Origin of the sequence: Nostoc sp. DedQUE07, from assembly GCF_034530975.2 — a bacterium.
Taxonomy (GTDB): Bacteria; Cyanobacteriota; Cyanobacteriia; order Cyanobacteriales; family Nostocaceae; genus Nostoc.
Genome location: NZ_JAVRCC020000006.1, coordinates 1 through 12,227 on the forward strand (window position 1 = coordinate 1; position 12,227 = coordinate 12,227).

11 protein-coding genes are annotated in these 12,227 nt (G+C 42.7%); 4 read left to right on the top strand and 7 right to left on the bottom strand.

Going from position 1 to position 12,227, the window contains the following annotated elements; translation table 11 throughout:
• Nucleotides 1-942 (bottom strand): DUF4347 domain-containing protein (locus RMZ95_RS06525; RefSeq protein ID WP_409882174.1); only part of this gene is annotated, 942 nt, incomplete at its 3' end.
• A 402-nt stretch (nt 943-1,344) separates the two neighbouring features.
• On the opposite strand from RMZ95_RS06525, the gene RMZ95_RS06530 reads away from it, so the two are divergent.
• Nucleotides 1,345-2,493 carry an alanine--glyoxylate aminotransferase family protein gene (locus RMZ95_RS06530; RefSeq protein ID WP_322682615.1) on the top strand — a complete coding sequence of 383 codons (1,149 nt, stop codon included), beginning with the start codon at nt 1,345-1,347 and terminating at the stop codon, nt 2,491-2,493.
• A 430-nt stretch (nt 2,494-2,923) separates the two neighbouring features.
• On the opposite strand, the gene RMZ95_RS06535 is transcribed toward RMZ95_RS06530, so the two are convergent.
• Together RMZ95_RS06535 and RMZ95_RS06540 are read right to left on the bottom strand one after the other, a co-directional pair.
• Complete coding sequence (locus RMZ95_RS06535; RefSeq protein WP_322682614.1) at nt 2,924-4,351, bottom strand: hypothetical protein; 1,428 nt, start codon at nt 4,349-4,351, stop codon at nt 2,924-2,926.
• Nucleotides 4,352-4,999: 648 nt separating this feature from the next.
• The gene (locus tag RMZ95_RS06540; RefSeq protein ID WP_322682613.1) at nt 5,000-5,296 is read right to left on the bottom strand and encodes a hypothetical protein; all 297 of its coding nucleotides are present in this window, start codon (nt 5,294-5,296) and stop codon (nt 5,000-5,002) included.
• Between the two features lie 419 nt (nt 5,297-5,715).
• Between RMZ95_RS06540 and RMZ95_RS06545 the strand changes: the two genes are divergently transcribed.
• Nucleotides 5,716-6,489 (top strand): MlaE family lipid ABC transporter permease subunit, encoded by a 774-nt coding sequence (locus RMZ95_RS06545; RefSeq protein ID WP_322682612.1) that lies wholly within the window; start codon nt 5,716-5,718, stop codon nt 6,487-6,489.
• Between the two features lie 150 nt (nt 6,490-6,639).
• Here the strand turns inward: RMZ95_RS06545 and RMZ95_RS06550 are convergent, their stop codons facing one another.
• Nucleotides 6,640-7,086 (bottom strand): hypothetical protein, encoded by a 447-nt coding sequence (locus RMZ95_RS06550; RefSeq protein ID WP_322673759.1) that lies wholly within the window; start codon nt 7,084-7,086, stop codon nt 6,640-6,642.
• A gap of 384 nt (nt 7,087-7,470) precedes the next feature.
• On the opposite strand from RMZ95_RS06550, the gene cruF reads away from it, so the two are divergent.
• Nucleotides 7,471-8,379, top strand: a complete 909-nt coding sequence (cruF, locus tag RMZ95_RS06555; protein ID WP_322682611.1) for a gamma-carotene 1'-hydroxylase CruF — start codon at nt 7,471-7,473, stop codon at nt 8,377-8,379.
• 407 nt (nt 8,380-8,786) lie between these two features.
• Here the strand turns inward: cruF and pgl are convergent, their stop codons facing one another.
• From pgl to RMZ95_RS06570, 3 genes are all read right to left on the bottom strand, one after another.
• Nucleotides 8,787-9,509, bottom strand: a complete 723-nt coding sequence (pgl, locus tag RMZ95_RS06560; protein WP_322685110.1) for a 6-phosphogluconolactonase — start codon at nt 9,507-9,509, stop codon at nt 8,787-8,789.
• 273 nt (nt 9,510-9,782) lie between these two features.
• Nucleotides 9,783-10,526, bottom strand: coding sequence for a ribonuclease PH (rph, locus tag RMZ95_RS06565; protein WP_322685109.1), 744 nt, complete (start codon nt 10,524-10,526; stop codon nt 9,783-9,785).
• Nucleotides 10,527-10,702: 176 nt separating this feature from the next.
• Complete coding sequence (locus tag RMZ95_RS06570; RefSeq protein WP_289798524.1) at nt 10,703-11,326, bottom strand: adenylate kinase family protein; 624 nt, start codon at nt 11,324-11,326, stop codon at nt 10,703-10,705.
• A gap of 344 nt (nt 11,327-11,670) precedes the next feature.
• Here RMZ95_RS06570 and RMZ95_RS06575 point away from each other — a divergent pair, with 344 nt between their 5' ends.
• On the top strand, nt 11,671-12,207 hold the full coding sequence (locus RMZ95_RS06575) for a P-loop NTPase family protein (protein WP_322685108.1): 537 nt from the start codon (nt 11,671-11,673) through the stop codon (nt 12,205-12,207).
• Nucleotides 12,208-12,227: the final 20 nt, after the last annotated feature.

Below are 12,227 nucleotides of genomic sequence, written 5' to 3' on the forward strand. Positions count from 1 at the left end.
CTTGCCAGCAGTACCAAAGCTGGTGTCAAGACTACCATTGCTGTTGTAACGTACCACAGCAAAGTTACTACTACTCGCTCCCGCTACCAGAATCTTGCCATCGTCTTGCAGGGCAATGCTGTAGGCTATGTCAGTATTGCCGAAGTCAGTAGTGACTTTGCCATCACTATCAAAGTTAGTGTCGAGACTACCATTGCTGTTGTAACGTACTACAGCAAAGTTATTATTACTCACTCCCGCTACCAGAATCTTGCCATCGTCTTGTATGACAATGCTTCTAGCAATGTCACTGGTATTAGTACCAATATCAGTAGTGACCTTGCCATCACTATCAAAGCTGGGATCGAGAACTACAGATAGAATTGAAGCGTAGGCTGTTATTACTTCATGCCCAAACGCTAAACGAGGAACAATAGGTGCTGTAGAAACCTCCAGTTCCCAATCACCACCTAATGCAGCACTCCCTGTCAAGTCATCAGAGGCAGCTACTACTGCACCTGTCAATTCGCTCAGACAGCGTATAAACAATACACCTGGCTCGGTTTGAGCGACTTTGCAACCATATAGCAGTAGTTGTGCGTCTTCACCCAAAGCATTTGCCCAACCCATAAGTTGGGCTGCGTAACGATTGAGTGTTTCGTTGTTGAGTTGACTGTTGCCCAAATAGATGCACCCAGGTGCGCCGTGGGAAACAATGTGCAGACTATTGACTCCCTGATGAGACTCCAGCACTTGACTAATTTGCTCAATGCCATCTTGGTTGGCATCTAAGACTACAACTGAGGTATCTGGTAATACACCCATCACCAGACTTTGGTAGTCATCAACCTGTGGGTCAATAAAAACTAGACGAGTAGGATACAAGTCTAAAGTTGGTTTAATATTAATGCTGTTAGATATTTTGTGTATAGTAAAGTTATTATTGCTACTATGCTTTATCATAATTGTCCAAGAGTAAATCCCTGATATTTAGCTAAAATGAAACTTTTTGCAGATCGTTTCTTGTAGTTGCTTTCACTTTCAATTTAGGAATAAAATAAATCCTTTCCCTCGGTAAATCCACTAGTTTAATTAATGAAGATTTAGAAATTTTGGGCATAGAAAGTAGCTGAAACTTTTGATAAAAAAACTCAGTAAACATCTATATACCGACGTTGCATATTTGCGAGATGATTTAGCAACGTCCAAATTTTCCCTTAGTTTTCCCTGCTTGCCTCAATTCATACCACTGTTCTGCAATGCCCTATTCCCAGATTTCCTGTTCCCTCCCTAGACAAGTAAGTTCAGGAATCAAATCGGATTCCTATATGATCCGGTAAGTATCGTCTAAATGAAAAGAGATTTATGACGCAAACAATTTCAATTAACGACTCCGGGCGCTTGCAACTCACGCCGCTAGAAATCCCATCCCGTCTGCTGTTGGGGCCAGGGCCATCTAATGCCCATCCCACAGTTCTCCAAGCGATGAATACTTCACCTGTTGGGCATCTTGACCCAACTTTTCTCGCACTCATGGATGAAATTCAGTCGTTGCTACGCTACGTATGGCAAACAGAAAACTCACTTACCATTGCAGTCAGCGGTACGGGAACAGCTGCAATGGAAGCAACCATTGCCAATGCTGTAGAACCCGGTGATGTAGTTTTAATCGGTGTAGCTGGTTACTTTGGTAATCGCCTTGTGGATATGGCTGGACGTTATGGCGCTGATGTGCGAACCATTACCAAACCTTGGGGACAAGTCTTCAACTTGGAGGAACTCCAAACTGCCTTAAAAACTCATCGTCCAGCTATCTTAGCTCTAGTTCATGCCGAAACTTCCACCGGCGCACGTCAACCGTTGGAAGGGGTCGCTGATTTGTGTAGTGAATTTGGCACTTTGTTATTAGTGGATACGGTGACAAGTTTGGGCGGCGTCCCCTTGTTTTTGGATGCTTGGGGAGTTGACTTAGCCTATAGTTGTAGCCAAAAAGGGTTAGGTTGCCCGCCTGGTGCTTCTCCTTTTACAATGAGTGCGCGTGCAGTTGAGAAATTGCAACAGCGGCAAACGAAAGTTGCAAACTGGTATTTAGATATGTTGTTGCTGGGTAAGTATTGGGGTGCTGAACGCACCTATCACCACACAGCACCGATTAATTTATACTATGCATTGCGGGAAGCACTACGTTTGCTTGCAGAAGAGGGATTAGCAAATTCCTGGCAGCGGCATCAAAAGAACGTAGAATATCTCTGGGAAGGTTTAGAGAATTTAGGACTGAGTATGCACGTTGAGCAAGAGTATAGATTACCAACGCTTACCACTGTCCGTATTCCAGCCGGGGTAGATGGTAAAGCGATCGCACAGCAGTTACTCAATGAACATAATATTGAAATTGGCGGTGGTCTTGGCGAACTCGCGGGTAAAGTTTGGCGCGTAGGATTGATGGGCTTTAATAGTCGAAAGGAAAGTGTTGACCAACTTTTAGCCGCACTGCGGCAGGTTTTGCCTAAGTAGTTTTGATATATGGTGCGTTAACAGTAGCTTAACGCACCTAAGAAAAAGAGCATTGGGCTAACTTTACTGTGAGAAAAAACCAACAACCAACAGAGGCAAGAGTATTAAGACAGATACAATCAAAACCAGGGTTGCCGGCTCGACTTTAATATGGTTATTCTCTGGATCGCGCATTTGGCACTCTCTCGAACAATAAATATATTACCTAAGCCTAAATGATGGTTACTTTTTTTTCCAACCCCAATGAGGTTTAGAAGTGTAAACTTTTTAGCCCATCAGCTTATTTCTTCCAAGGCAATTTAGTACCCATTTCGGTTAAAGCTGAGAAGATAAGATATACAATGAGTAACCCAGCAGCCGCAAAGAAAGCGAGTAAATCGTTATCCATAAATGCCCCACGCTAAAACTTCGCTAATCATAGCGGAATTATCTAATCTTTAGCATTTTTCTGAGTCTGCAATCTTTGATCTTCTGGGTACAAACTGTACCAGCCATACCAGTGACGAACTGCTAGCCAAATCGCTGAAAGCAAACCCGCCAAACTAAGGGTTAGTCCGCTAAACGGTATTAATAATCCAAAAATAGGTAGTACTGCTCCAGCAATAGTAGCCACGATCGCAGCCAGGGAAGCACTGCGGCTAGCTCCCAATCCCCATGTTAAAATTAGTAAAATGATGGAAATTAAAGTCCAAGCCAACTGAGCATTGATAATGCGAGCTAGATAGGTCAAAGTTAACAGACAAGCAAAGAAAATACTAGCAGCGATCGCAATATTTCTAAAACTCATTGGCAGTGACAAATATAACAATAATATCCACCACAAAAATATTGCCGGGGCTAGCAATAAAAGCCGGGGAATGATGCCAGTATGACGAATGGGTTCGGTGTTGGTAAAGACTCCAAAGGGATTTTTGACTGAAACATTATCGTCAAATATCCAAGTAAACTGAGTACTGCGTCCGTTAACTTTAATCTCATTCGGTACAACACCACTAGCAAAATCAGCCGGAGCAAAGTTGGCAATTGCTGTGAGGCGAAAATTAGAAAGCAACTGTCCCGTTGCACTATAAACCCAACGCGGCCCGCCTTGAGCCTGATAAGTAACTCGAAAGGTAGTTTCTTCTCCTGGTTGCAGCCGGAAGGGAAAGCCATAGTCTCCCGGATTGGTTTGTTGTAACCTAGTACCGTCACGCTCAACTTTGTAGCTAGCAAGCAGTGTGTAGCCGTTAGGTGGCGGTGTTTCAAAGAAAAAATTATTAATATCCTTGAGTTGGTTAACTACTTTATAATCAGCAGTGTAATTTACCTGATAAATTGAACTGCGGCCTGGAACATCTACACTTTGGTCAAGCTTGACTTGTATTTGCGAACCAGCCAACGTTAAGAAGCGGTTGATTTGTCGTGTCTCATTTACCTTGACAATTTTGCCATTAACTTGAGTGTTATAGGAGTATGGCTCTTGAATCGAGTAGCGGACTTGAGGCGCAAATTGTTCGAGTTTTTCACCTGCGACACTTTGGGCCACTTGAGCCACCTTTGTTTGTTCCCAGTAGTGATAGCGATTGCTCAAAGTCGAACAGAGAAAAAATCCCGGTACTAACAAGACTAATACTAGAGTTAAATGCTGTAATCCTCGCAGTAGTTGGGAATAACGCACAGCCCATTCGCCAATGAATATAAATTGTTCCGGCTGGCTGCGACGCAGAGAAAAACTGATGAGTGCGATCGCAACTCCCAAAGCTACAATCAAAAATACTAATAACAGTGAAGCTTTGAGCGCCTGGGTTCCAAATTGAACAAGCTCAACTGGATGCGTCAAATCGGGTAATCCGGGAATACCTTGAGCAGAAGATGACATTGGTTGATTTTTGCAGAATTTGGAGAACCAGACCAATAAAATCTCTTAAAAGTTTCTTGACAATAGTTTTATTTGATACCCAGGCAATTGAGAGAAGTGCTGCGTTGCCGTAGCCAGCTGTAGGCATCGTGTCCCTAACTTGCTCGACTGTAACTTAACGTGAGTTCGATGAATCTCTCCCGAACAACCTACCTCTCCCACGGGGAAAGGGAGGAGCAACGAGAAATTAGGGTTTTGGCTCTTCTCTGGGTGTCCAAGAGGGGTTGGGGGAGAGGTTAAAAAAGGGCTTGTCGAACTCACGTTAACTTGGTATAAACACCAAAAACCCGATCGTTAAGACCGGGTTCTTGAGGGAAAACAATGGGGATATATTCCCCGAAGGTTAGTTATAGAGGTTCAGTATAATATCGATGCTCTGATATTTACTACCACGCCATTGTTACCCATTCCGGAAAATTAGCTAAGAATTTTTGACTAGTCTTCTTTGATCTCCTAACATACAGCAACCTACTGGTAGCATCAGCGTGTAGGATTGATAAATATTAATTTTCCGGCTTTTGCTAATGAACAATGCATTTGGTAGCTGGCAAGAATGGTTAACAGTATTCACCTATCTAGGTTTTACCGTCTTCATTATCTGGCGAGTGTTTACCGCCGAGAAGAATTAAAAAAGCTGCATATAATCTCACCAGGGCCTTTTTGCTCAAAGGGCAAAATAGTCCCAGCTTGTTGAACCTTGACTCGTTCGCGACAATTGTAAACCTCTGTAGGTCTTTTTATGCCATCTACGCTAACAATTGCCTTGTATTCCCAATAATTTTTGGCACTTCGGCTGATACTGAGAATGCAAATCTGGTGGCGTAGACCGTCGTAGACAGCGTAATTACGGCATACAGATGCAAAAGCTGGATATACCACGGAGAAAGGTAGTATTAATAGCAACATAAATATTATGTATTTAATCCTGCTCATAAAAAATTTTTTAACATTATTTGGAAATATTATTAGATTTTTCAACCCTTTGAGTTGATTCAATTACTTTTCCTAGTTTGACGGACGAGAGATTGCAACCCCATAGCATACAATGCATGAGTTAATTGAACGTGAGTTCGACAAGTCTTATTTGACCTCTTCCCCAACCCCTCTCCGTGTCGGAGAGGGGAGCAAAAAGCTGAATTTTTCGTTGCTCCTCCCTTTCCGTTTCGGAGAGGGAGGCTGGGAGGGAGAGGTTCATCGAACTCACGTTAATTGAGAAAGTCAGATTACATCTGGCTGGGTTCCCACCATTTGTATCTGTAGTCTGATTTTGGAAAATTGATATAACAACAAATGTGCAAAAAAAGTCAGTCGTAAGGACGATAAAATTGCAACCAAAAACAAAATTTGAGCAATCTGGGATTACACGCTGTTTTGCAGCAATACTGCTCTTTGGTCAAGTGTGGCTACATTTACTCCAAGGGAAAACCTACTATCGCAAGATTTTGCAACATCTTGTTACCGCTGGGCCAGGTTCTATCTCTCCAGTTCTCCTTGTCAGCGGTTTTGCCGGAATGATTTTTACTATTCAAACAGCGAGAGAATTAGTGCGATTTGGCGCTGTTGATGCAGTGGGAGGTGCTTTTGCCTTAGCTTTTTGTAGAGAATTAGCTCCAATTTTGACCGCTAGTATTATGGCGGGACAAGTAGGTTCTGCTTTTGCAGCGGAAATAGGTGCAATGCGAGTCACCGAACAAATTGATGCACTTTATATGCTCAAAACCGATCCAATTGATTATTTAGTACTTCCTAGAGTAATTGCTTGTTGTTTGATGGTGCCTTTGATGACGATTTTGGCTTTAGTTACAGGCATCACTGGTGGAGTTTTTGCCGCATCAAAGTTTTACCAAATTATTCCCGAAACATTTTTAGAATCAGTCAGAAATTTTTTAGAACCGTCAGATTTGTTTATTATTTTGCTAAAAGGGTTTATTTTTGGAGTGCTGGTTGCTGTCATTGGCTGTAGTTGGGGTTTAACTACGAAAGGGGGAGCAAAGGAAGTAGGGGAATCGGCAACAAAAGCAGTTGTTACTAGTTGGGTATCCATTTTTATTATGGATTTTTTCCTATCTCTACTGCTGTTTGAACAGCCTGCATTTTGAACCCAACTAAGTATTGAACAAAACAAAATTCCCAACTTATTAAAAAGTCGGGAATTTGAGCTACAAAGGAAATTGTAGGGAAATAATACTGCTTCTAAAGGATTGGCGTAACCCAACCCAGGCATAGCTTGCTTTTTCGGGTATACTTCATCACGTTAACAGAATTTGGGAATATATGAACTTGTAAATTAGCGCACCCAAAGCTAAACCTCCCAATGAAAAGATCGAGGCAGTCGAAAAAGCTAACCCTTCCTTAAGACCAGCTCTTTGAAAGTCTATCCTGACTAATATAGTCGCTGAAATGATGAGTAAAGTATCAAGAAATATCCGAAACCAGGCAATCATAATAAAGAATAAGAACGCTGCTAAGACGGCAACAGCAAAAGCCCTGGTATTTGATTGCAGGAAAATACTGTAGTAATATGTCATCCTTGGCCAAGGAGCGGTCAACGTTATGATTAAAAGCAAGATAGCAATTACAGTTGCCACCCACACAAATATAGGAGCACGTGTTTCTGATATTACCCAGCCCAAAGTACTGTAACTCAGCAGTACTAGTGCTAGGGACACCCAAGGAACTCTTTTCAAAATTGACATGGGTTTATATTTCTAGTACAGGGTTAAGGTCTTATCGCATAAATAAGTTTACTAACTCAAGACTTTATTTTGCTTGAGGATTTGCTTAGTTTATGATAATTGTCCTTCCTTAAGCATATCCCAGTATCAAAGGAGTTTTTTCCGATACGGGTATTAGTGAGATAAGAAACCAGAAGTTCTTACAGATAAAATTATGTAGATTTTGAATATATGGCTTAAACTAGTAGGTTTAGCATCATATTTTATAACTTCAATCAATAGACTTTTATGCTATTCACAAGAAAGCTAAACAAGTTTGTCGAGAATTGCGGTACAAAGTAGTTAAAGATTTGTAAACTGTTAGCAGCCGAGTAGCCGCGTGTCACATCTTGTTAAGGAATTATCATGAAACAACTTATTATTGCTGAACGCGTATGCCTCATTGGTCATATCGCGTCAAAAGCCTTTGGACTGGTAGGGATGCTACTGGTAGTACCCAATGCCGAAATAATTTTCAACTTATCGCAGGTAGGAGAAACTGCCGTACAGTTAAGTATGGCTGGCGGCGGTGTAGTAGATATCATCTTAGGGACAGTAGCTGTCTCTATTTATGCCTACCGGACATTGGGATTAGGAACTTGGCTAGCATTTATGCTACCAGCTATGTTTATCTCTTTGGGAAGTGAACTACTGGGAACTAGTACAGGGTTTCCATTTGGTGATTATAGCTACTTGAGTGGTTTGGGTTATAAGATTGCGGGGCTAGTTCCTTTCACAATTCCTTTATCTTGGTTTTATGTTGGGCTGTCGTCTTACTTAATTGCGAGAACTGGTTTGAAAGTGGCTCAAAAACCCAGTTGGGGTCGCCATATTGCTGCGATAGCCGTTGGGGCTTTGCTCTTCACTTGCTGGGACTTTGCCCTTGAACCGGCTATGAGTCAAACTTCTCTGCCTTTCTGGTATTGGGAACAACCAGGAGCTTTCTTTGGAACACCTTACCAGAACTATATAGGTTGGTTTGGTACTAGCGCTCTGTTTATGAGTGTGGCAGGATTATTGTGGCGAAATACCTCGATTAAATTAGAGCGATCGCAACTAAATTTGCCTTTAGTCGTTTATTTAACTAACTTTGCATTCGCCGCCGGACTCAGTTTAGCCGCTGGATTCTTTATCCCTGTGTTACTTGGCTTATTGCTAGGTATAATTCCGGCTATGGTGCTGTGGTCAAGGAGTTCAACCACACCTGCTCAAGTTACTGTTGAACCAGTAACCAAAGAAGTATCAGTAGCAAAGGTTGAAGTTGCCTTGAAATAAGTCTAGAAATTAGGGAGTGGAAAGTAGAGGGGCAGGGGAGCAGGGGAGCAGGCGAAGCAAGGGGACAAGGGCACAAGGGGACAAGGTGACAAGGTGACAAAAGTTTAGAACTTACAACAAGTCTTTCCCCTTGTCCCCAATTCTCCTTGTCTCCAAGTCCTCTTTCCAATGCCCAATGACTAATGACTGGTGACAAGGTGACAAAAGTTTAGAACTTACAACAAGTCTTTCCCCTTGTCCCCAATTCTCCTTGTCTCCAAGTCCTCTTTCCAATGCCCAATGACTAATGACTGGTGACAAGGTGACAAAAGTTTAGAACTTACAACAAGTCTTTCCCCTTGTCCCCAATTCTCCTTGTCTCCAAGTCCTCTTTCCAATGCCCAATGCCCCATGCCCAATTCCCAAGTTTAGTGTTGAAGTTCCAAACCTGCTGCCGCATCCAGCAGCCACCAAAGTTCTCCTTGGGGCTGAATTAAACGGGATGGGTAAGTGAAGTCATCGGCTACAGGTGCAAAGACTTGCGCTAAAGCTGGTCGTTTATTAGCACCAGCAACCAGAAAAATCACGCTACGAGCAGAGTTGATGAAGGGGTATGTGAAACTTATCCTGGGGTTTCCGTCTTTGTTACCCACAGTCACAAGGCGATCGCGTACTTTAAGAGCCTCGGTATGGGGAAACAAAGACGCAGTATGTGCATCATCACCCATTCCTAGTAATACTACATCCAAGGGGGGAAACTCGACCCCAGAAGAATGGAAAAATTCTTTGAGCTGTTGTTCATATTTGGCAGCAGCCAGTTCTGGATTGGCTTCTAAAGTTGGTACGGGGTGAATGTTAGCCGCTGGGATGTCAACACGATCTAGCCACGCACGACGCGTCATCAGTTCATTGCTATCGGGGTGATCTGGTGGTACGTAACGCTCATCTCCCCAGAATATATGAATTTTATCCCAAGGCAGTTTTTGAGTAGCGATCGCTTCGTATAACGGTTTAGGTGTACTGCCGCCAGATAAGGCGATAGTAAACTGCCCCCGTTGCTCAATGGCAGTTTCTAACTTGGACAGAATTAATTCTAGCGCTCGTGTAACCAGCGCCGGCTGATCCGGTAGAACTTCAACAGTTTTGTTCATGGCTTCATCATCATATTGCTGGCTTCTGGCAATACAATACCGAACTTATTACAATCCCCCTTTTTAACTTTTGAAACATTTAACATCATGGATTGAGTAAGCTTGAAAAATTTAGACCCTCCTTATCAGCTTCAACGGTAAGTCGTCAGTAGTGAGTCGTACTAACTACTAACCACTCTCATGATTATTTTTATTTACATCCAGTTACTTGATACTTTGTTGATTCACGCCACAAAGGATACGTTTATTAATTCTTATTAAAAATTAATAGAACTAATCGATCGCAAACAATTTTTCCCAGTCAGGGATCGCTTCACGTTGGGCAATTAACAATTCCTGAATTCCTTTTTGGGCAACATCTAGCAGTTGATCCAACTGAGTGCGGCTAAAGCTGCCTTCTTCGGCTGTTCCTTGGACTTCAATGATTCCCAGATGTTGATTCATCACCACATTAAAATCTACTGTTGCAGCCACATCTTCGATATAATTTAGATCCAAAAATGGCTCTTTCTCCAGTAATCCTACGGAAACTGCCGCTACCTGTCCACACAAAGGCGATCGCTCCAACACGCCCTCTTGCGACAATTTGGAAATTGCATGAGCCAACGCCACAAACGAGCCTGTAATAGCTGTTGTTCGAGTTCCGGCATCTGCTTGCAACACATCAGCATCTACAGTTAGCGTGCGTTCTCCCAGTGCCTCAAAATCTACTGCTGCGCGTAAGCTACGTCCAATTAAACGTTGAATTTCTTGCGTCCGTCCAGATAATTTCAATAATTCCCTTTCTTGGCGTTTTTGGGTAGCAGATGGTAACATTCGGTACTCAGCAGTTAACCAGCCTTTACCAGTTCCTTCAAGAAACTTCGGAACTCCCTTATTAACGCTAACGGTACAAAGTACTTGAGTATCACCGCATCTTGCGAGAACAGAACCGGGGGCAAAGCGGGTGAAACTGGGGTGAAAGCTAATCGGACGTAGTTCGTAAGCAAGACGACCGTCAGGACGCTGCCAAGCCATTGGAGTTGCCTCAAGTTTTACAATACTGCCTTAAGATTACCTTAGTGTTATTGGGCATTGGGCATTGGGCATTGGGCACAAGAGGCAGAGGGGCACAAGAGGCAGAGGGGAAAGACTTACTGCAACTTCTCCCCTGCTCCCCTGCTCCCCTGCTCCCCCGCTCCCCTGCTTCTTTTCTAAGGAACTGAAAGCAGAGTCAAAATATTTTGCTGCACCATCTCTGGTGATTGGTCGCCGTTGATAGTCAATAAACAGCGACGACGGTCGTAATATTCTAGGATGGGAATGGTGCGATCGTAGAATAATTCTACACGGCGCTGTACGATTTCTGGTTGGTCATCTGGTAGCGATCGCCCCAAGGATCGACTAACCATAACTGCTTCCGGGACTTGGAGATAAATTGCCCAATCTAGCTTTTGCCCTAAATCATCCAATAAAAAATCTAATTCTTCAGCTTGGAAGGCAGTACGGGGATAGCCTTCTAACACCCAATCGCAATTAATATCCGGTTGTCTGAGGCGAATTCGGATCAATTCAACGATCGTTTCGTCTGGAACTAACTCCCCTTTTTGCATGTAGGGCCGTGCGTGGTAGCCTAGTTCGCTCAAGCTAGCGTAAACCGAAAGAGAAGTCCGGGGATCGGCTTCCAACCATCGAAATTCCGGCAGGGGCTGATTGCCAGATATTGCTTCTCGTAAAATCTCACCTGTGGAAATCAGAGGAATATCAAAGTATCTGCAAAGCCTTTGTGCTTGAGTGCTTTTCCCCGATCCTGAACCTCCCAGAATCACCAATCTCACAACGATTTACTCCTCATCCTGTCAAATTCACTACTAGCTAAGCCTGTTTTGCCCAAACAACCGAAAAATCTAACATTTAGAGATTTTTAGGCGTTGTGCCTAGCTTTTTTAAATAATTGGGACTGTAACTTTTATGTTTTCATTTTTACAACTCATTTCCGAGAAAAGACGAAAATTTAAATCAAAACAACTCTTGACTTCAATACAAACGTAGTGTTTGACTAAGAATGCAATTTGCCAAATTCACCATACCTGTGAAAAACAGATAGATTATACAGGCAGAGTTGTAATAAGTATCGCCAGCACAAACATTTAATTTATTGTAATTTTTTGAACTTTACCCTATGGTTGCCCAGCTAGAAACTCCAAGTATAAATTCACCCCTTACCTTACCATATCCAGTAGAAGGACTAGTGCAAGTTTTCACTAGCTCCCATCGCAACTTTTTTACGAGTGTCATGGCTCAAGCACTGAGAATAGCTGGACAAGGAACGCCAGTATTAATAGTGCAGTTCCTCAAAGGAGGTATTCGCCAAGGACAAGATCGACCTATACAATTAGGACAAAATTTAGATTGGATTCGGTGTGATTTGCCTCGTTGTATCGATACACCACATTTAGACGATACAGAAAATCAAGCCTTACAAAAGCTGTGGCAGTATACACAACAAGTTGTGTGTGAGAGTAAGTATTCTCTCGTGGTGTTAGATGAGTTAAGTTTAGCGATTAACTTTGGTTTAATTCCTGAAACAGAAGTTTTAGCGTTTTTGGCAAAACGCCCTCCCCACGTCGATATTATTCTCACAGGGCCAGAGATGCCAAAATCTCTTCTCGATGTGGCAGATCAAATTACAGAAATCCGCCGGAGTTATCGGCCTTAAACAAAATACTCAGTTCGTGC